General features: G+C 71.9%; 3 protein-coding genes. 1 reads left to right on the top strand and 2 read right to left on the bottom strand.

The window, feature by feature from the left end; genetic code table 11:
* Positions 1-16,891 (bottom strand): type I polyketide synthase (locus tag D5S19_RS19325; RefSeq protein ID WP_120024752.1); only part of this gene is annotated, 16,891 nt, incomplete at its 3' end.
* A 34-nt stretch (positions 16,892-16,925) separates the two neighbouring features.
* On the bottom strand, positions 16,926-21,464 hold the full coding sequence (locus D5S19_RS19320) for a type I polyketide synthase (protein WP_120024751.1): 4,539 nt from the start codon (positions 21,462-21,464) through the stop codon (positions 16,926-16,928).
* Positions 21,465-21,754: 290 nt separating this feature from the next.
* Between D5S19_RS19320 and D5S19_RS19315 the strand changes: the two genes are divergently transcribed.
* Complete coding sequence (locus tag D5S19_RS19315; RefSeq protein ID WP_120024749.1) at positions 21,755-22,864, top strand: 50S ribosomal protein L11 methyltransferase; 1,110 nt, start codon at positions 21,755-21,757, stop codon at positions 22,862-22,864.
* The last annotated feature ends 45 nt before the right edge of the window (positions 22,865-22,909 follow it).

Genomic DNA, 22,909 nt, shown 5'->3' with positions numbered 1-22,909 from the left:
CCCGCTGCTGCGAAGGACCGTTCGGCGCAGTAAGACCGTTGGACGCACCGTCCTGATTGATCGCCGAACCCCGAACCACCGCCAGTACCCGATGCCCGTTGCGGCGAGCATCGGAAAGCCGTTCCAGGAGCAGGAATCCGGCGCCCTCGGACCAGCCGGTGCCGTCCGCGGCAGCGGCAAACGGCTTGCAGCGGCCGTCGGGGGCGAGCCCTCGTTGGCGGGAGAACTCGATGAACGGATTCGGCGAGGACATCACCGTCGCCCCGCCCGCGAGCGCGAGCGTGCATTCCCCCGATCGCAGTGCCTGCGCGGCGAGGTGCAGTGCCACCAGCGACGACGAGCAGGCGGTGTCCACCGAGACCGCCGGGCCTTCCAGCCCGAAAGTGTAGGACACGCGGCCGGACAGCACGCTTGCGGCGCTGCCGGTGCCGAGCATGCCCTCGAACCCTTCCGGCGCACCCACGAGCCGGGAGGCGTAGTCGTTGTACATCACCCCGGCGAACACGCCGGTCGCGCTGCCCTTGAGCGTGGCCGGGTCGATCCCGGCCCGTTCAAAGGCTTCCTGGGCGGTTTCCAGCAGCAAGCGCTGCTGCGGGTCGACGGTCAGCGCCTCCTTCGGTGCGATGCCGAAGAATCCGGCGTCGAAGTCGGCGGCGTCGAGGAGGAACCCGCCTTCCCGGGCGTAGCTCGTGCCCGCGTGCTCGGGGTCCGGGTCGTAGAGGCCGTCCAGATCCCAGCCGCGGTCGGACGGGAACGGCGTGATCGCGTCGGTGCCCTCGGCCACCAGCCGCCACAGGTCTTCCGAGGACCGGACACCGCCGGGAAACCGGCAGCTCATCGCGATGATGGCGACCGGTTCGTCCGGATCGGCGGCGCGGACCGGCGCGGTGTCCACGGGCTCCCCGGCGCCGATCAGCTCGGTGCCGAGGTAGGCGGCCAGCGCCCGCGGCGTGGGGTAGTCGAAGACGAGGGTGGCGGGCAGCTGCAGCCCGGTCACCTCGCCGAGCCCGTTGCGCAGCTCGACCGCGGTGAGCGAGTCGAAGCCGAGTTCGGTGAACGCCCGGTCCGGTTCGACCGTCGCGGCGCCGCTGTGTCCGAGCACGGCGGCCACCTGGCTCCGGACCACCTCGATCAGGTGCGTTTCCCGCTCCGGTACGGACATCCGTGCGAGAGCGGCCAGCAACCCGGACACCGCCTGCGTATTCGCCGCGGCACGCCGGATCGGGATGCGGACCAGGCCGCGCAGCACCGGAGGCAGCGGCGCGGTGCGGGCGTGCGCCTGCAGGGTCGGAAGGTCCAGCTTGACCGGAATCGACACCGGAATCGGCGCGGCGACCGCGGCGTCGAACAGCCGCAGACCCTCCTCTTCGGACAGTACGCCGACGCCGTCCCGCGCCATCCGGTCCATAGTGGACTCCGCGCCCATTCCGTCGACCCAGAGGCCGTAGGCCACGGATCGCGCGGGCAGTCCTTCCGCGACGCGCTGCTCGGCGAGTGCGTCGAGACCGGCGTTCGCGGCGGCGTAGTTCGCCTGGCCCGGACCGCCGAGGATGCCGGAAGCCGAGGACAGCAGGACGAACTGGCGCAGCGGCAGATCCCGGGTCAGCTCGTGGAGATGCTGTGCCGCACCGGATTTGGCGGCCAGCACCGCGTCGAATCGTTCCGGGGTCAGGGAGGTGACGACGCCGTCGTCGAGCATCCCGGCGGTGTGCACGACCCCGGTCAGGTCCGGGATCCCGGCGATCAGCGCGGCGAGCGCGTCCCGGTCGGCGACGTCGCACGCCACGACCTCGGCGCCCAGTTGCCCGGCCAGCTCCGCCGCACCGGGCGCGTCGAGCCCACGGCGGCTGGTCAGCACCAGCTTCGGCACGCCGTGCACGGTGGTGAGGTGCCGGGCGATCGCGGCGCCGATCCGGCCTGTGCCGCCGGTGATCAGGACGGTGCCCTCGCCCCAGCCGGTGGACTCACCGGACCGGGTGCGGGCGAGGCGCGGTACCTGCGTCTCGCCGTCACGGACCCGGACCTGGGACTCGCCGGTCGCCAGCGCCTTCCCGACCTCGGCGGCCGGACCCTCAATGACCACGAACCGGCCGGGATTCTCCGACTCGGCGGAGCGGAGCAGCCCCCGGATCGCCGCGCCGGTGAGGGAACCGTCCGTGCACACCGCCAGCCGGGAACCGCCGAACCGCTCGTCGGCGAGGAACCTCTGGACCACGGCGAGCGTCTCCGTCAGGCCGGTCGCGACGTGCACCAGCACCGGCGCGGCCTCGTCGCCGAAGTCGCGGTATTCGGGCACCTCGCCCTCGGCCGGCACCGTGACCCAGTCCAGCTCGTACAGCGAATCCAGGGCGTCGGCGGGGCGCAGCTGCCCGGCCGAGACCGCGCGCAGCACGAGGGAACCGATGGTCGCTACGGGCGCACCCGCACTGTCGGCCACCAGCACCGACACGGAATCGGTCCCGGTCGGGGTGACGCGGACCCGCAGGGCCGTCGCGCCGGTGGCGTGCAGGGTGACGTCGCCGAACAGGAACGGCAGCCGGATCCCTTCGCCGGGAGCCAGGCCGATCGCGTGCAACGCCGCGTCGAGCAAGGCCGGGTGCAGCCCGAATCGTGCGGCCTTGTCCTGTTCTTCGTCCGGCAGGGCGACCTCGGCGTAGATGTCGTCGCCATCGCGCCAGGCAGCCTTGAGGCCCTGGAAAACCGGGCCGTAGGCGAGCCCTGCGGCGGCGAAGTCCGAGTAGAGGTCGTCCACCGCAACGGCCGGTGCGTCGGGCGGCCACGCGGTCAGATCGGCCTTCGGCGGCGCCGAGGCCGGGGCGAGCACACCGGCGGCGTGCTCGATCCACGGTTCCCGCGGGCTGCGCGAGTGCACTGAAACGGTACGGCGCCCGGTCTCGTCCGCGGCGCCGACGAACACCTGGACGTCCAGCGCCCCCGAGCGGGGCAGCACGAGCGGCGCCCGCAGAGTCAGCTCCTCGACACTGCCGCAGTCCACCTCGTCCCCGGCGCGGACGGCGAGTTCGAGCAGGCCGGTGCCGGGCACGAGCACGGTGCCGAGCGCGACGTGGTCGGCCAGCCACGGCTGGGTCGCGAGCGAGAGCCGCCCGGTGAACACCCAGCCGTCGCCCCCGGCGAGCGGAACCGCGGCGCCGAGCAGCGGGTGACCAGCCGGTTCGAGACCGGCCGCCGCCACGTCGGCGCCGCCACCGGTCGGGGCGAGCCAGAACCGCTGATGCCGGAACGCCGAGGTCGGCAAGTCGACCATCCGCGCGCCGGAACCGGCGAACACCCCGGCCCAGGCGACCGGCACACCGCGGGTGTACGCGGCCGCCAGGGCGGTCATCGCGGTGCCGGCCTCGTCACGGTCCTTGCGCAGGAACGAGGTGAAGAAGCTGTCCACGGTGCCGAGCGCGTCGGCCGCCATCGCGGCGAGCACGCCGTCCGGGCCGATTTCGAGGAACCGCGTGACCCCTTCGGCGCGCAGCCCGGCGAGTGCGTCGGTGAAGCGGACGGTCGCGAGCAGGTGCTCGACCCAGTATCCGGGCTCGATGATCCGCTCCGCCGGTCCACCATCCACAGTGGACATTATTGGAATCGTGGGCGGGGCGAAGGTCAATTCCCCGGCCACGGCGGCGAATTCGGTCAGGATCGGGGCCATCAGCGCGGAGTGGAAGGCGTGTGAGACGTTCAGCTGCTTCGTCTTGCGGCCGAGTTCCTTGAACCGCCGCGCAACCTCAAGCGCCGGCGCGGCGGCTCCGGAGAGCACCACCGAATCCGGGCCGTTGATCGCGGCCAGCGAGACCTCGGCGCTCAGGTACTCGCGCACCTCGTCCTCGGTGGCCCGCACCGCGACCATCACGCCCCCGGCGGGCAATGTCTCGCTCAGCCGCCCCCGGGCCTCGATCAGCCTCGCGGCGTCGGCAAGCGACAGGACGCCCGCGACGTGCGCGGCGGCGATCTCGCCGATCGAGTGCCCGGCGACGAAGTCCGGGACGATCCCCCAGGACTCGACGAGCCGGAACAGCGCGACCTCCAGCGCGAAGATCGCAGGCTGGGCAACGCTCGCCCGGTCCAGCGCCGCCGCGTCGGTGAGATCCCGGACCATGGGCAGGTGCTCGCAGATCTCGTCGTAGGCACGGGCGAACGCCGGGTATGCCGCGTACAGCCCGGCGCCCATCCCGACGCGGTGCGCACCCTGACCGGCGAACAGGAACGCGGTCCGTCCGGAAAGGACTCGCCCGGTCACCACCGTGCCAGTCTTCTTCCCTTCGGCCAACCCGGCCACACCGGCGCGCAGCTCGTCCGAAGTGGATCCGAGGACAACCGCTCTCCGGTCCTGGGCGGTACGGGTGGTGGCCAGCGACAGTCCGATGTCGACGGTCTCGCCGTCCACTGTCATTAACCGGGAGGCCTGTTCGCGCAACGCTTCGTCGCTGCGGGCCGAGAGCACCCACGGAGTCACCACGGATGCGCCGATCTCGCGCGGCCGGTCCGGGGTCTCCGGGGCCTGTTCCAGGACGACGTGCGCGTTGGTGCCGCTGATCCCGAACGAGGACACCGCGCAGCGGCGCGGCCGGGACAGCTCCGGCCACCCGCGCCGCTGTGCCAGCAGGCTGACCTCGCCCGAGGCCCAGTCGACGTGCGAGGTCGGCTCGCCCAGGTGCAGGGTCCGCGGCAGCACGCCGTGCCGCATCGCCTGGACCATCTTGATGATCCCGGCGACCCCGGCCGCGGCCTGCGTGTGCCCGAAGTTGGACTTGATCGAGCCGAGGTAGAGCGGTTCCGCGTCGCGGTCCCGGCCGTAGGTGGCCAGCAGGGCCTGTGCCTCGATCGGATCGCCGAGCGAGGTGCCGGTGCCGTGTGCCTCGACAGCGTCCACTTCGGACGAATCGACGCCCGCGGCGGCCAGCGCCTGCCGGATCACCCGCTGTTGCGAAGGCCCGTTCGGCGCGGTCAGGCCGTTGGACGCGCCGTCGGAGTTGACTGCGGAACCCTTGACCACGGCGAGGATGTGGTGACCGTTGCGCTTCGCGTCGGACATCCGCTCCAGCACGAGCATGCCGACGCCTTCGGCCCAGCCGGTGCCGTCCGCGTCGGCGGAGAAGGACTTGCACCGGCCGTCGACGGCGAGGCCGCGCTGACGGGAGAAGCCGATGAACGTCCTCGGCGTGGCCATGACGGTGACCCCACCGGCGAGCGCAAGCGAGCATTCCCCCGAGCGCAACGCCTGCATCGCCCAGTGCAGGGCGACCAGCGACGAGGAGCACGCGGTGTCGACCGACACGGCCGGCCCCTCCAGGCCCAGGGTGTAAGCCACGCGGCCGGACAGCACGCTGCCGGAGGTCCCGGTGCCGAGGAACCCTTCGACACCCTCGGGCAGTTCGCCGAGCCCGGTGCCGTAGTCGTGGTACATGACCCCGGCGAACACCCCGGTCGCGCTGCCGCGCAACGCCGCCGGGTCGTACCCGGCGCGTTCCAGTGCCTCCCACGAGGTCTCCAGCAGCAACCGCTGCTGCGGGTCCATCGCCAGCGCCTCGCGCGGGGAGATGCCGAAGAACTCGGGGTCGAACTCGCCCGCGTCGTGCAGGAACCCGCCCTCGCGGGTGTAGGTCTTGCCGGGCCGGTCGGGATCGGGATCGTAGATACCGTCGACGTCCCAGCCGCGGTCCTCCGGGAAACGGGTGATCCCGTCCCGGCCGTCGGCCACCAGGTCCCACAGTTCTTCCGGCGAACCGACACCACCCGGGTAGCGGCACGCCATGCCGACGATGACGATCGGGTCGCCGGTGATCGCCGCGGGGGAGAACACCGGGGCGGCCGGGCCGTCCTGCTCGTCGAGCAGCTCCGCGCGCAGGAACTCGCCCAGCGCCGCGGGTGTCGGGTAGTCGAAGGTCATCGTCGCGGGCAGCCGGAGCCCGGTCACCTCGCCGAGGCGGTTGCGCAACTCGACCGCGGTGAGCGAATCGAAACCGAGTTCGCTGAACGCATGGCCGAGTTCGACTGCGTCCGGGCCGGTGTGGCCGAGCACCATCGCGATCTCGGTACGGATCAGCTCGGCCAGCTGCCGCAGCTGACCGTCGGCGGGCAGCCCGGCGAGGCGCTGCCGCAGCCCGTCCGCCTCGGGTGCCTGCGCGGAGCGCCGCGTGCGTTTGACCAGGCCACGCAGTACGTGGGGCACCTCACCGGCGCTCCCCCGCACGGCTGCGAGGTCCAGCGCCATCGCGACCGGGACCGCGTCCGAACCGAAGGCGGCCAGGTCGAACGCCGCCAGTCCGTCCTCAATGGACAACAAGCCGGTCGGGCCGGCCGGGCCGGTGCCCATCCCGGTCTCCCAGCGGCCGTAGGCGATCGACGTCGCGGGCAAGCCCTGGGCACGGCGCAGCACGGCGAGACCGTCAAGGAAACCGTTGGCGGCCGCGTAGTTCGCCTGTCCCGCCGAGCCGAGGGCGCCCGCCACCGAGGAGAAGGTGACGAACAGCTCGACGTCACCGGCCAGCTCGTGCAGGTGCCAGGCGGCTTCGGCCTTGGGCCGGAACACCTCGTCGACGCGGCCGGGCGTCATCGCGGCGAGCACGCCGTCGTCGAGCACACCCGCGGCGTGGACGACGCCGACGAGCGGATGTTCCTCCGGCACCAGCGAAAGCGTCGCCGCGACCTGCGTCCGATCGGAGACGTCGCAGGCGGCGAAGACGACCTCCGCGCCGAGCGCCGCGAGGTCCGCCGCGAGTACGGCCGCGCCCGGCGCGTCGGCACCGCGACGGCTGGTGAGCAGCAGGTTCCGGACGCCGTGCCGCTCGGCCAGACGGCGCGCGACCTGCGCGCCCAAGCCCCCGGTGCCGCCGGTGACCAGCACCGTGCCGTCGAGCGTCCAGTCGGCGGAGCCGCTCGGCTTCGCCCGGACGAGCCGTGGCACGCTCAGCGCACCGTCCCTGACCGCGATCTCGGGCTCCCCGGTGCCGACAGCGGCCGCGATGTCGCCGGTTCCTCCACTGTGGACCAGAACGATGCGACCGGGGTGCTCCGCCTGTGCACTGCGGACAAGACCGGCGACCGCCGTCTGCGCGGGGCTGTCCCCCACTGTGACGACCAATTGCGTAGTGCGATCGGACGCAACCCAGTCCCGCAGTACTTCGAGAACCCGGCCGACGAGTTCGCGGGCCTCGCCGTCGGGCACGGCATAGACGACCGCGTCGGCGTCCTCGTCTTCGGAGCCATACTCGTGGCACACCACGGGCTTTCCCTCGGCGACCGGCCGCCATTCGATGCGGAACAGCACGTCCCGTCCGGCTCCGTCCACCGTCGCGAACCGTTCCGCGTCAACGGTGAGCAGCGTCAGAGAGGCGGCGGTCAGGACCGGCTCGCCGGCGGCGTCGGCGACCAGCAGCGACACAGAATCGGTGCCCACAGGAGCCAAACGCACGCGCAGCGCGGTCGCGCCGGTCCCGTGCAGCGTCAGCCCTGTCCAGGAGAACGGCAGCCGGGCCGTGTCGGCGGAAAGCCCGGCAGCGTGCAACGCGGCGTCGAGCAACGCCGGGTGCAGGCCGTATCGCGTGACGTCGGTGCCGTCCGGGAGAGCGACCTCGGCGAAGGTCTCCTCACCGCGGCGCCAAGCCGCGTGCAGGCCACGGAACTGCGGCCCGTAGGCCAGCCCTGCTTCGGCGAGGTCTTCGTAGAAGCCGTCCAGTGGCACCGGTTCGGCACCCGGCGGCGGCCACTCGGCGAGGTTCTCGCCCGGTTCTCCGGCGCCGGGGGTGAGCGTGCCGGTGGCGTGCAGGGTCCATTCCTCGCCGGGCTCGGCGTTCTGCCGCCGGGAATGGATCGTCAGCGATCGGCGTGCGGCGCCATCGTCTGAAATGGACACTCGCAAGTGGACGGTCCGGGTCAACACCAGCGGTGCGTGCAGCGTCAGCTCGTCAACCGTGGCGCAGCCGATCTCGTCCCCGGCGCGGGTCGCCAGTTCGGCGAACGCCGTTCCGGGTAGCAGGACGGAGTCGAGCACTCGGTGCCCGGCCAGCCAGGGCTGTGCCTCAAGCGAGAGCCGGCCGGTCAGGACCAGGCCACCGCTGTCGGGCAGGGTGACCGCCGCACCGAGGAGCGGGTGGCCGAGCGCGCCGAGACCGAGCCCGGCGGCGTCACCGGCCACGGGCGGGGAAAGCAGCCAGAATCGTTCACGCTGGAACGAATACGTCGGCAGTTCGGTACCGCGCGCACCGGTACCCGCGAAGTAGGCTTCCCAGTCCACTTCGGACCCGTGTGCGTAGAGCAGACCCAGCGCGGAGAGCAAGGTAGTCGCCTCGCCGTGGTCCTTGCGCAGCGCAGGCGCGAATACCGCGTCGGCCGACTGCTGCCCCATCGCCGACAGCACCGCATCCGGCCCCAGCTCCAGGAACCGCGCAACGCCTTCCCCGGCCAAGGACTCCACGCTCTGGGCGAACAGGACCGGTTCGCGCACCTGCCGGACCCAGTACTCCGGATCGGTCAGATCCGCGCCGAGTTCCACCGTGGACACGACCGGGATCGACGGCTCGTGATACGTCAAACCCCCCGCCACCTCCCCGAACTCCACCAGCATCGGATCCATCAACCCCGAATGGAACGCATGCGACACCGCCAACCGCCGCGTCCTACAACCCGCATCCCCCAGCCGCCGCGCCACCGCAAGAACCGGACCCTCCACCCCCGACAACACCACCGACCGCGGACCATTCACCGCCCCCAACCACACCCCACCGTCGGCCGTGAAGGGACCCTTCACAGCCTTAGAGTCCGTGAAGGGTCCCTTCACAGCCCTCAAACCCGACACAAACGGCGCAACCTCATCCGCTGACGCCTCCACCGCCACCATCACCCCACCCACAGGCAACGCCTGCATCAACCGCGCACGCCCAGACACCAGCCTCGCCGCATCCCCCAACGACAACACCCCGCCAACATGCGCCGCAGCCAACTCACCAACCGAATGCCCCACCAGAAAATCCGGACGAACACCCCACGACTCCAGCAAACGAAACAACGCCACCTCAAGCGCAAACAACGCAGGCTGAGCACTCCCCGTCTCATCAAGATCACCACCCACCGGCAACAGTTCGCACACCTCGTCATACGCCGCCGCGAACACCGGGAACGCCGCGTAAAGCTCGCGACCCATCCCGATCCGCTGCGAACCCTGACCCGTGAACAGGAACGCGGTCCGTCCGGAAAGGACCCGTCCGGTCGCCGCGCGTCCGGTGTCCGCGAGCGCCGACAGGCCCGCGATCAGCTCGTCGCGATCGCCGCCGACGAGCACGGCCCGGCGCTCGTGCGCCGTCCGCTGCGTCACCAGCGAGTAGCCGACGTCGAGCGGGGTGGCCCGCTCCGCCGTGCGCAGCAGGTTCCGCGCCTGGTCCCGAAGCGCGTCGTCGGAGCGCGCGGAAAGGACCCACGGCACCACGGCCGGTGGTGTCGCTTCGGCCGGTTCGAGTGACGGGGCGGGCGCGTGCTCCAGGACGACGTGCGCATTCGTCCCGCTGAACCCGAACGACGACACCCCGGCCCGGCGCGGCCGGTCCGCCGCCGGCCAGTCCCTCGGCCCGGTCAGGAGCCGGACCGCGCCCGCGTCCCAGTCGACCTGCGCGGACGGTTCGTCCACGTGCAGGGTGCCGGGCAGCACGCCGTGGCGCATTGCTTCGACCATCTTGATCACCCCGGCCACCCCGGCGGCGGCCTGGGTGTGTCCGAGGTTCGACTTGACCGAGCCGAGCCACAGCGGCTCCTCGCGGTCCCGGCCGTAGGTGGCCAGCAAGGCCTGCGCCTCGATAGGATCGCCGAGCCGGGTGCCCGTGCCGTGTGCCTCCACCGCATCGATGTCCGAAGTGGACAGACCGGCGTTCGCGAGCGCCTGGCGGATCAGGCGTTGCTGCGAAGGACCGTTCGGTGCGGTCAGGCCGCTGCTGGCGCCGTCGGAGTTGACGGCGCTGCCGCGCACCAGCGCCAGCACGGGGTGACCAAGGCGTTCGGCGTCGGATAGCCGTTCCAGCAGCAGGATCCCTGCTCCCTCGCCCCAGCCGACGCCGTCTGCGCCGTCGGCGAAGGCCTTGCACCGGCCGTCGATCGCCATCGCCTGCTGTTTGCTGAACTCGACGAACGGGTCCGGCGTGGCCATCACGGTGACCCCGCCGGCCAGGGCCAGCGTGCATTCGCCCGACCGCAGGGCCTGCATGGCCAGGTGCATCGCGACCAGTGAGGACGAGCACGCGGTGTCGACCGAGACGGACGGGCCCTCGAAGCCGAAGGTGTAGGAGATCCGGCCGGACATCATGCTGCCGGAGCTGCCGGTGCCGAGGAACCCTTCCAGCTCTTCGGGAATCGCGGTCAGCCGGGACGCGTACTCGTGGTAAATCACCCCGGCGAAGACGCCGGTCGCGCTGCCCCGCAGGGTCTCCGGCCGGATCCCCGCCCGTTCGAACGCCTCCCAGGAGATCTCCAGCAACAGCCGCTGCTGCGGGTCCATCGCCACCGCCTCGCGCGGCGAGATGCCGAAGAACCCAGGGTCGAACTCGCCCGCGTCGTGCAGGAATCCGCCGCGGCGGGTGGCCGAGACGCCCTGCCGTCCCGGGGTGGTGTCGAACAAGGCTCCCAGGTCCCAGCCGCGGTCGTCGGGGAACGCAGTGATGCCTTCGCGGCCTTCGGCGACCAGCCGCCAAAGGTCTTCCGGAGACCGGACGCCGCCAGGGAAGCGGCAGCTCATCGCCACGATCGCGATCGGCTCGTCCGCCTCCGCCCGCCGTGGCGCGGCCACCCCGGCGACGGCGAGGTCGCCGAGCAGCTCGGCGCGGATGAACCCGGCCATGGCGACCGGGGTCGGGTGGTCGAAGATCACCGTGGACGGCAGGCGCAGGCCGGTGGCCGCGCCCAGCCGGTTGCGCAGTTCGACCGCGGTCAGCGAATCGAAGCCGAGGTCGAGGAAGCCACGGCCCGGTTCGACGGTCGCCGCGCTCAGGTGCCCGAGTACCAGCGCCACCTGCGAACGCACCAGGTCCAGCAGTTCGTGGTCCTGATCGGCCTCGGTGAGCCCGGCCAGCCGCCGGGCCAGCGAGGAACCCTTGCCACTGCCCGCCTGCGCGCTGCGCCGGGCCGGAGTCCGCACGAGCGCGCCGAGCAACGGCGGCAACGGCGCGGTCCGGGCGGAAGCGCTGAGCACCGGCAGGTCCAGCTTGACCGGCACCGCCATCGGCGCCCCGGCGGTGACCGCGGCGTCGAACAGCGCGAGGCCCTCCGCGACAGACAACGCGGGAGTGCCGTTGTTCCGCAACCGCGCGAGATCGGCGTCGCTGAGCGTCTCCCCCATCCCGGCGGCCCACAGTCCCCAGGCCAATGACTGGCCGGGCAGGCCCCGCGACCGGCGGTGCGCGGCGAGTGCGTCGAGGTAGGCGTTGGCGGCGGCGTAGTTGCCCTGCCCCGGAGCGCCGAGCACGCCGGCCGCCGAGGAGAACGTCACGAACATCGCCAGGTCGTGGCCCGCGGTCAGGTCGTGCAGGTGGCGGGCCGCGTCGGCCTTCGGGCGGAGCACGGTAGTGAGCCGGTCCGCGGTGAGGGAGTCGATGGTGCCGTCGTCGAGGACACCCGCGGCGTGCACGACGCCGGTCAGCTCCACGCCGTCGAGCAGCTCGGCCACTGCTGCGCGGTCGGTGACGTCGCAGGCGGCCACCGTGACCTCGGCGCCGAGGCCGGTCAGCTCGGCCTGCAGCCGTCCGGCGCCCGGAGCGTCCGGGCCGCGGCGGCTGGTCAGCAGGAGCCGCCGGGCGCCGTGTGCGGTGACCAGGTGCCGGGCGAACAACGCCCCGAGACCGCCGGTGCCACCGGTGACCAGCACCGTGGCAGCCGGGTCCAGCTTCTGCGGGACGGTCAGCACCACCTTGCCGATGTGCTTGGCCTGGCTGAGGAATCGGAACGCCTCGCGCGCCTCCCGCACGTCCCACACCCGGACCGGCAACGGCGTGAGCGCACCCTGCTCGAACAGTGCGATCAGCTCGGTCCACAGCTCGGCGACGCGGGCCGGGCCTGCCTCGATCAGGTCGAACGCCCGGTACCGGACGTCCGCGAAGTCGCCGGGGTCCCGGACGTCGGTCTTGCCCATTTCGAGGAACCGGCCGCCCGGGGCCATCGTCCGCAACGACGCGTCGACGAAATCGCCCGCGAGCGCGTTGAGCACCACGTCGATCCCGGAGCCGAACTTCTCCTCGAAATCGAGGCTGCGCGAGGAGGCGATGTGGTCGTCGTCGAGCCCGGCCGCGCGCAGGACATGCTGCTTGCCCTCGCTGGCGGTGCCGAACACCTCGGCACCGAGATGCCTGGCCAGCTGGGTGGCAGCCATCCCGACGCCACCGGCCGCGGCGTGAATCAGCACCGACTCCCCGGCTTGAAGCCCACCGAGATCACACAGCGCGTAGTACGCGGTCAGGAAGACCAGCGGGACGGACGCGGCCTGCTCGTAGGTCCAGCCTTCGGGTTTGCGGGTGATCATCGGCCGGTCTGCGAGCACGATCGGGCCGGCGCCCCCGGAGACCAGGCCCATCACCGCGTCGCCGGGCGCCAGGTCGGTCACCTCGGCGCCGACCGCGAGCACGGTCCCGGCGGCCTCGCTGCCGATCAGCCCCGCTTCGCCGGGGTACATGCCCAGCGCGTTGAGGACGTCGCGGAAGTTCAGGCCCGCCGCGCGGACCGCGATCCGTACCTCCGTCGCGCCCAGCGGACCGGAGGACGTTGACTCGGACAGGGTTTCCAGGGTCAGGTGGTCGAGGGTGCCCTTGCCGGACAGGCCGAGCCGCCAGTCCCCGGCAGGCGGGAGCAGCCGTCCGGCCGCCACGAGCCGCGGCACCAGCAGCGCGCCGTCCCGGACGGCCAGTTGCGGCTCGTCCGTGCCGAACACGACGTCGGTGATCTCCGCGGCGTCGACCAGCACGAACCGGTCGGGGTGCTCGGACTGCGCGCTGCGCACCAGTCCCCACACCGCCGCGAGCACCGGGTCCGGCGAGTCGGACTCGACGGCGACCGCGCCGTCGGTCTGCACGATCAGCCGCGAATCGGCGAACCGTTCGTCGGCCGGCCAGGCCTGCAGGACTTCCAGCGTCGCGGCCAGAACCTCGTGCACGTCCTCGCCGCCGGCCCGGTGCACGACCACCGGCGGGACGTCCTCGCCGACCTCCGACCAGTACGTCCACTCCGGAACCTCGACCGCGCCGGCGGTGATCGGCTGCCAGACCGTCTCATACAGGCCGTCCTGAGTGGACACTGGACGCAGCTGGTCCGCGGAGACCGGGCGTACCGCCAGCGAACCCACCTCGGCGACCGGCAGGCCCGCACCGTCGGCGACCCGCAACGAGACCGCGTCCGGACCGGACGGGGACAGCCGCACCCGCAGTTCGGCCGCGCCGGTGGCGTGCAGCACGACGTCGTTCCAGGCGAACGGCAACCGCGCCTGGCCGCCACCGATGGCGAGCGCGTGCAGCGCCGCGTCGAGCAGGGCGGGATGCAGCCCGAACCGAGCGGCCTGGTCCCGCGCCTGTTCGGGCAACACGACCTCGGCGAACACGTCGTCGCCGAGGCGCCACGCACCACGCAGCGAACGGAAGGTGGCGCCGTAATCCAGCCCCAGTCCGGCCAGCTCGGAGTAAAGGCCTTCCAGGGAAACGGCTTCCGCACCAGGTGGCGGCCATTCGGCCAGGCTCCATGAGGCGTCACCGGCGCCCGGGCCGAGCGTGCCGGTGGCGTGCGGCGTCCACGGCGCATCGGCAGCCGCGGCCCGCGGGCGGGAGTGCAGCGTCAGGGTGCGGCGGCCGCCCTCGTCCGGGGCTCCGGCCCACAGCTGGACCTGTACCGCGCCGGTGTCCGGCAGCACCAGCGGCGTCTGCAGAGTGAGTGCCTCGACGGCGCTCAGCCCGGCCTCGTCGGCGGCGCGGACGGCCAGCTCCACCAGCGCCGTACCCGGCACGACCACCGAGCCCAGCACGACGTGCTCGGCGAGCCACGGGTGGGTCCGCACCGAAAGGCTGCCGGTGAAGAGGAATCCATCGGCGTCGGCGACCGAGACCGTGGCGCCGAGCAGCGGGTGGTCCACGCGGCCAAGCCCCAGGCCCGTGGCGTCGCCACCGGAGGACGTGGTGGGTAGCCAGTAGTGTTCGCGCTGGAAGGGGTAGGTCGGCAGCTCGACAATCCGGGCACCGGTGCCCGCGAAGTAGCGACTCCAGCCGACTGTTCCGCCGTGGACATGCAGCGCGGCGACGGCGTTCAGCACCGTCGCCGCCTCGTCGCGGTCCCGGCGCAATGCGGGCACGAACAGCGCACCGGCGTCGTTGACGCAGTCCTGGCCCGCTGCGGAAAGGACTCCGTCTGGGCCGAGTTCGAGATACCGGGTCACGCCGGCCGCTTCGAGCGTTGCCACCCCGTCTGCGAAACGGACAGCGTCGCGGACGTGCCGGACCCAGTACTGCGCGGAGCAGATCTCCTCGGTCCGGGCGATCTCCCCGGTCACGTTCGAGACCAGTGCGATCTTCGGTGCCGCGTACGCGATCCCACGCGCCACCTCGGCGAATTCCGCGAGCATGTCGTCCATCAGCGCGGAATGGAACGCATGCGAAACCGGCAACACCCGGGTTTTGCGGCCCTGCGCGGCGAAGTGCGCCACCACCGCTTCAACACCAGCGGCCTCACCCGACACAACCACCGACGTCGGACCGTTGATCGCCGCCAACGACACCCGCTCCGCTGTGAAGGGACCCTTCACAGCCCCAAAGTCCGTGAAGGGACCCTTCACAGCCCCCGAAAGGAACGAAGCGACTTCGTCCTCGGCGGCTTGGACGGCGACCATCGCGCCGCCCGCAGGCAACGCCTGCATGAGCCGCCCGCGCGCGGCCACGAGACGGGCGGCATCGGCCAGCGACCAAACCCCCGCGACGTACGCGGCAGTCAACTCGCCGATCGAGTGGCCGATCAAGAAGGCCGGTTCCACGCCCCAGGACTCGACCAGCCGGTACAGCGCGACTTCCAGCGCGAACAACGCGGGCTGCGCGTTGCCGGTCTGGTTCAGCACGTCGGCGTCGGCCCCGAAGACGACCTCGCGGACGCCGGGGATCTCGGCACAGACCGCATCGAACCCATCCCTGAAGACCGGGAAGGCGTCGTACAGCTCGCGGCCCATGCCGAGCCGTTGCGAACCCTGGCCGGTGAACGAGATCGCGAGCTGTCCGCCGGCTGCTTCGCCACTGTGGACACCCGCAGCGGGGCGTTCCTCCGCAATAGCCGCAAGTCCGTCACGCAGGCCGTCAAGATCGGGAGCAGTGACGACGGCGCGATGCGATAGGGTCGCGCGAGTCGCGGCCAGCGAAAGACCGATGTCCGCCGGATCCGCCCCGCCATCCACAATGGACAAAAGGTTGCGGGCTTGCGCGCTCAGCGCGGGAGCGGTCTTCGCCGAGAGCACCCACGGGAGCAGCACCGGCGCCGTCGAGTCCGCAGTGGACTCTTCATGGTGATCCGGCGCCTGTTCCAGGATGACGTGGGAGTTGGTACCACTGATCCCGAACGAGGACACCCCGGCCCGGCGGATCCGCCCCGCGGGCCATTCGCGGGTTTCGGCGAGCAGTTCGACCGCACCGGCGGACCAGTCGACCCGCGGCGTCGGCGCGTCGATGTGCAGGCTCGCCGGGAGCACCCCGTGCCGCAGGGCGAGCACCATCTTGATGATCCCGGCGACGCCCGCGGCCGCCTGGGTGTGCCCGATGTTCGACTTCACCGAGCCGAGCAGCAACGGCCGGTCCGCCGCCCGGCCGCGGCCGTAGGTCTCCTGAAGCGCCTGGACCTCGATCGGGTCGCCGAGCGTGGTGCCGGTGCCGTGCGCTTCCACGACGTCAACGTCCTTTGTGGACAGATGTGCGTTCGCCAGGGCCGCCCGGATCACGCGCTGCTGCGAAGGACCGTTCGGCGCGGTCAGGCCGTTGGAGGCGCCGTCGGAGTTGACCGCCGTGCCACGGACGACCGCCAGCACCCGGTGCCCGTTACGGTGCGCGTCGGACAGCCTCTCCAGCACGAGCATGCCCGCACCCTCGCCCCACGCCGTGCCGTCGGAGGCGGCGGCGAACGCCTTGACCAGGCCGTCACGGGAAAGCCCCCGCTGCCGGGAGAACTCGATGAACGAGTCCGGAGTGGACATCACCGTCGCGCCGCCGGACAGCGCGAGGTCGCATTCCCCGGAGCGCAGCGCGCCGACCGCGAGATGCAGCGTCACCAGCGATGCCGAACACGCTGTGTCGACCGTGACGGAGGGGCCTTCCAGCCCCAGCACGTAGGACAGGCGGCCGGACAGCACGCTGCCCGAGACGCCGGTGCCCAGGTGGCCTTCGACCCCTTCGACTCCCTTGGCGAACTCGCGCCCGTAGTCCTGGCCGTTGGTACCCGCGAACACCCCCGTGCGGCTGCCGCCGAGCGAGGACGGGTCGATGCCGGCGCGTTCGAGTGCCTCCCAGGAGGTCTCCAGCAGCAGCCGCTGCTGCGGGTCCATCGCCACCGCCTCGCGGGGCGAGATCCCGAAGAACTCCGGGTCGAACTCCCCCGCGTCGTGCAGGAACCCGCCGTGGCGGACGTAGCTGGTGCCCAGGTGCTCGGGGTCCGGGTCGAACAGGCCGTCGACGTCCCAGCCGCGGTCGGCCGGGAACTCCGTGATCCCGTGCCGCCCCGCGGCCAGCAGCTCCCAGAGCTGCTCCGGGGTACCGGCGCCACCGGGGAACCGGCAGCCCATGCCGACGATCGCGATCGGCTCGGTGTCCCGGCCCTCCCGCTCGGCGAGCCGGCCACGGGTGCGCTGCAGCTCGCCGGTGACCCTGGTCAGATAGTCGCGAAGTTTGTCGTTCTCACCCACGGTGTCCCCACTCGTCGAGATCACGTACCCGGCCTCACGGGCCGAGTTGCCGGTCGATGAAGGCGAAGAGCTCGTCGTCGGACGACGAGTGAAGCTCGTCCGGCCCGGCCGCGGCGGCGAACCGGGCGGCGAGGGCATGCAGCCGCCCGGTCACCGCGGTGTGCGCGGCGCTGTCCGGATCGAGGTCGAGCAGGGCGTTCTCCACCCGGTCCAGATCGGCGAGCAGGGCCTCGCCGGGATCGGGCACCGCGGTCAGCGCGGGGAACAGGTAGTTCGCCAGGGCCGCCGGGGTCGGGTGGTCGAACACGAGCGTGGACGGCACGGCCAGCCCGGTCGCCGCGTCGATCCGGTTGCGCAGCTCGACCGCGGTCAGCGAGTCGAACCCGAGTTCGGCGAACGCCTGTTCCGGCCCGACCGCGGCCACGTCGGGATGGCCGAGCACCTGCGCGACGTGCTCCCTGACCAGCTCCAACAGCAGGCGGCGCTGTTCCGGCTCGATCAGCCCGGCGAGCCTTTCCCTGACCGGCACGACGTCCGATCGCGCACCGGGAGCCTCGGCCGCCGCGCCGGGCAGCTCCGCCAGCACCGGCGCGGCCCGGAACGATCGCCGGAACGCGGGCCAGTCGAAGTCCGCGACGGTCACGCAGGTGTCCCCGGCAGCCAGCGCACGGATCAGCGCGTCCGCCGCAGCCTCGGGCGCCATCGGGCGCAGACCCATCCGTCGGACGCCGTCGGTGTCCGCCATGCCGCCCTCGGCCCAGGGTCCCCACGCGACCGAGGTGGCCGGCAGTCCGTCGGACCGGCGTTGCTGGGCGAGCGCGTCGAGATGGGCGTTGGCCGCGGCGTACGCGGCTTGTCCGCCGTTGCCGAGCACCCCGGCCACCGAGGAGAACAGCACGAACGCCTCCAGCTCGCCGGTCAGCTCGTGCAAAGCCCGCGCGGCCCCGGATTTGGGGGCCGCGACCCCGGCGAACCGGGCCGGGCTCAGGCTCTCCACGAGCCCGTCGTCCAGCACGCCCGCAGCGTGCACGACCACCCGCAGATCCGTGAGTCCGGCGACCACAGTGGACAGTGCGGCCCGATCGGCGAGATCGCAGGCGCACACCGTCACCTCCGCACCCAGACCGGTCAGTTCCGCGCGCAGTTCCGTGACACGGGGCGCTTCCGGGCCACGGCGGGAGAGCAGGACGACATGTTCGGTCCCGGCCCGGACCAGCCGCTTCGCGACCACCGAGCCCAACGCCCCGGTGCCGCCGGTGATCAACGCGGTGCCGCTGGTCGTCCAGTCCCCGTCCGGCTGTTCGGTGGGCACGAGGCGTCGCGCGTAGACCCCGGAGGGGCGGATCGCAACCTCGTCTTCCATGCCGGCCAGCACTTCGCGCAGCGACGCGACAGCCCGCGCATCGCAGGTTTCCGGCAGGTCCACGCAGCCGCCCTGCTGACGCGGCCGTTCCAGCGCGGCGACCCGGGCGACGCCCCACACCTCGGCCTGCACCGGCGAGCCGACGCGTTCGTGCGCTCCGACCGCGATCGCGCCACGAGTCGCGAACCAGATCTCGGCGGACTGATCGCGGAACACGGCCGCCGCGCCGGGACCGTCCTCGGCGAAGACGAGCGCCTTGCCCGCGTACCCCGCAGCGAGCCCGGGCACCACACGGGTGTGCAGCGCCTCGGCGGCGGCGGTTGCCCACGCGTTCGTTTCCCCGGCGACGACCAGCCAATCCCCTGCCGGGGTGCCGGAGGTCCGGACCTGCGCCCATCGGATCCGGTACCGCCACCGGTCACGTTCGTTGTCTACAGTGGACGCTCGGGCGCCCGTGGTGAGCCAGTATCGGTCCCGCCGGAACGGGTAGGTGGGCAGATCGACGTGCCGGGCACCGGTTCCGGCGAAGATCCCCGCCCAGTCAAGCCGGACCCCGTGCACGCTCAGCGTCGCCTGGGCGAGCGTGGCCGCGGTGACCTCGTCCCGGTCCTTGCGCTGGGCCGGGACGAACAGTGCGTCCGGCACGCAGTCGGCACCCAGCGCCGAAAGCGCGCCGTCCGGGCCGATCTCCAGGAAGCGCCGAACTCCCTTGGCGTGCAAGGTCGCGACGCCGTCGGCGAAGCGGACCGCTTCCCGGACGTGGCGCACCCAGTACTCCGGGTCGCACACCGCCGCCGGGTCGGCGATCTTCCCCGTGACATTCGAGACGAGCGGGATCGTCGGCGTCGCGTACTCGACGCCGCGGGCGACCTCGCGGAATTCGGCGAGCATGTCGTCCATCAGCGCGGAATGGAACGCATGCGAAACCGGCAACACCCGGGTTTTGCGGCCCTGCGCGGCGAAGTGCGCCACCACCGCTTCAACACCAGCGGCCTCACCGGACACGACCACCGACGTCGGGCCGTTGATCGCCGCCAACGACACACGCTCCGCTGTGAAGGGACCCTTCACAGCCCCAAAGTCCGTGAAGGGACCCTTCACAGCCCTAGAACCCGAAAGGAACGAAGCGACTTCGTCCTCGGCGGCTTGGACGGCGACCATCGCGCCGCCCGCAGGCAACGCCTGCATAAGCCGTCCACGCGCGGCCACGAGCTTCGCGGCGTCGGCCAGCGACCAGACTCCGGCGAGGTAAGCGGCGGTCAACTCGCCGATCGAGTGGCCGAGCAGGAAATCCGGCCGGACGCCCCAGGACCGCACAAGCGCGGCCAGCGCCAACTCGAAGGCGAACAACGCGGGCTGCGCCACCGCGGTCCGGTGCACCGCCCCTTCATCGGCGCCGTACAGCGCCTCCGCCAGGGAGAACCCGGTGTGCGCATCGAGAGCTGCGGCGACCTCGGCGAAAGTCGAAGCGAACACCGGAAACGCGGACAGCTCGGCGCCCATACCCAGCCGCTGCGAACCCTGCCCGGTGCAAAGGAAAGCGAGCTTGCCCGTGCCGGACTGCCCGGTCACCAGCCCGGGTGCGGATTCCCGGCGGGCCAGCGCGGAAAGCCCCGACAGCAGGTCGTGAGAATCGTTCCCGGTCACGACGGCGCGGCAGGGCAGCGCGGCACGGCCGGTGGCCAGGCTGTAAGCGACATCCAGCGGATCGAGCCCGGCCTCCACCCGGACGCGCAACCGCTCGGCCTGCTCCTGCAATGCCTCCTCGGTGCGAGCCGACAGCGGCCACGAAATCCGGGGCACCGTGGTCCGCTCGGGCCGGGCCTCCGGCTCCGGCGCCTGGCACAGCACGACGTGCGCGTTGGTACCGCTGATACCGAACGAAGACACGGCGGCGGCGCGCGGCCGATCGTGCACCGGCCACTTGCGATGCTCGGTGAGCAGGGAGACCGCGCCGGTGTCCCAGGCGACGTGCGGTGAGGGCTCGTCGACGTGCAGCGTCCTGGGCAGCTCTGCCCGGCGCAGCGCTTCGACGGTCTTGATGATCCCCGCGACCCCGGCCGCGGCCTGCGTGTGGCCGAAGTTCGACTTCACCGAGCCCAGCCACAACGGCTCGTCGCGGTCCTGGCCATAGGTGGCCAGCAATGCCTCGGCTTCGATCGGATCGCCGAGCCGGGTGCCGGTGCCGTGCGCTTCGACGAAATCGATGTCCCGGGCCGACATCCGCGCATCGGCGAGCGCGGCGCGGATCACGCGCTGCTGCGAAGGACCGTTCGGCGCGGTCAGGCCGTTCGACGCACCGTCGGAATTGATCGCGGATCCCTTGACCACAGCCAGAACCCGGTGGCCGTGGCGCTGGGCGTCCGAAAGCTTCTCCAGTAACAGAACGCCCGCGCCTTCGCTCCAGCCGGTCCCGTCGGCGGCCGCGGCGAACGACTTGCACCGGCCGTCCGGGGCGAGCCCGCGCTGCCGCGAGAACTCGACGAAAGTGTCCGGCACGGCCATCACCGTGACCCCGCCCGCCAGCGCGTACGAGCATTCGCCCGCCTGCAGCGCCCGCGCGGCGAGGTGGACCGCGACCAGCGACGAGGAGCACGCCGTGTCCAGCGACACCGCCGGGCCTTCGAGCCCGAGGGTGTAGGCAACCCGGCCGGAGAGCACGCTGCCCGAGGTGCCGGTGCCGAGAAAGCCTTCCACCCCTTCGGGAAGCTCACCGCCGCCGGTGGCGTAGTCGTGGTACATGATCCCGGCGAACACCCCGGTCGGGCTGCCGCGCAGGCTGCCCGCGTCGATGCCCGCGTGTTCGACGGCCTCCCAGCAGACCTGCAGCAGGAGACGCTGCTGGGGGTCCATGGCCAGCGCTTCCCGCGGGGAGATCCCGAAGAACTCCGCGTCGAACTCCGCGGCCTCGGGCAGGAAACCGCCCTCCCGGGCGTAGGAGGTGCCGAGGTGGTCCGGGTCCGGGTGGAACAGGTCCCCGAGCGGCCAGCCGCGGTCCGCGGGGAACCCGGAGATCGCGTCCGAACCGGCTGCCACGAGGTCCCACAATTGCTCAGGAGAGGCGGCGCCGCCGGGCAGGCGGCAGCCCATGCCGACGATCGCGATCGGGTCCGGTTCGGCGGCGGCCAGTTCGCGGCAGCGCGCGGCCAGCCTGCGGTTCTCCTTGACCGACTCCCGCAGCGCGGTGATCAGCTCCTCGGATGTCGCCATCAGATCCTCCGTACCGGACGCGACGGGCGGCGGGGGCACATGAGGTCATCCTGCGGACTCGCGCGGCCGGCGCCGGAGGCTGCTCACCACCGGCGCCCCATCGCCCGGTAACCGGGCGTCCATTCCGCCACCGGCCGGCGGGGCGGGCACCCTACCGCGCGGCACCGCGAAATCCCGTCCGGAACCCGAAAGTCGAGGATCCCGCCGGAATCCGGACGGCCCGCGATCGAGGGGCGACCGTTCGGGGCACCCTGGGCGGCACGACGGCCCACACCGCAGAAGGGGAAGTGATGCAAGACAACGAAGTCAGAACCATTATGGCCGGTACCGGGGAGGTCGACGTCGCGGTCTACCGGGATTGGGAGAAGGCCGGGTTCTTCATGCTTCCCTCGGTCGGTGAATACCCCGTCTACGACGGCATGCTGTACGAGTACATGATCGACGACAAGATCCGGACCGAGACCTACCGGACCGCGGTTCGGCGGCTCGCGCCGGGACGGACCGTGCTGGACATCGGCACCGGCGCGGACGCCATCTGGGCGATCGAGAGCGCCCAGGCCGGCGCGCGCCACGTCTACGCGATGGAGGTGATCCCGGAGTCGGCGCAGCAGGCCAGGGCCGCGGTCGAGAAGGCCGGGCTCACCGACCGCATCACCATCCTGGAAGGCCTGTCCACCGAGCTGTCCCTCCCGGAACGGGTGGACCTGTGCGTTTCCGAGATCATCGGCACGATCAGCAGTTCCGAGGGCGTCGCGCCGGTCCTGCGGGACGCGCGGGAACGGTTCCTCAAGCGCGACGGCTGGTTCATCCCGCACCGCAGCGCCAGCACGGTCGCCGCGGTGGACCTGAACCGGCTGCCCACCCCGTGCCGTCCCGCGCTCGTCGAGGGCTGCGAAGGCTGGCTGCAGAACATCTTCACCAGCGTCGGGCGGCCGTTCGACGTGCGCATGTGCATCTTCGGCATCACCGAGTCCACGCTGCTGACCGAGCAGGCGGAGGTGGAAGTGCTGGAGTTCAACGGCGAGCTGGCCGAGTCCGGCACCGACCACTTCGAACTCGAAGTGACCACCGCGGGCAGGCTGCACGGTTTCGCCCTCGGTGTCCGGCTCTGGGTGGACGAGACCGACGGGGCCATCGACTCCATCCAGGAGCTGACCAACTGGTCACCGCTCTACGCCCCGATCTCCCGGGAAGGGATCGAGGTGCGTCCCGGCGACCGCATCCCGCTGACGTTCACCCGCACCACCAGCGACGACGGCGTCCACCCGGACTACCGCCTCGCCGGTGAACTCCAGCGCACCGACGGCACCACCGTCACGCTGGAGTGGGACTCGCCGCACCACACCGCCGGGTTCCGGGGCGACGACTTCTACCGGGAGCTGTTCCCTATTCCCGAATAGGCGCTGCCTGGGCGATCGGAGGAGGGGGCACCCGGCCGGGTGCCC

The sequence above is a fragment of the Amycolatopsis panacis genome (assembly GCF_003600245.1).
GTDB lineage: Bacteria > Actinomycetota > Actinomycetes > Mycobacteriales > Pseudonocardiaceae > Amycolatopsis > Amycolatopsis sulphurea.
The sequence above is the reverse complement of the archived record's forward strand: the minus strand, read 5'-3'. Positions and strand labels throughout refer to the sequence as shown.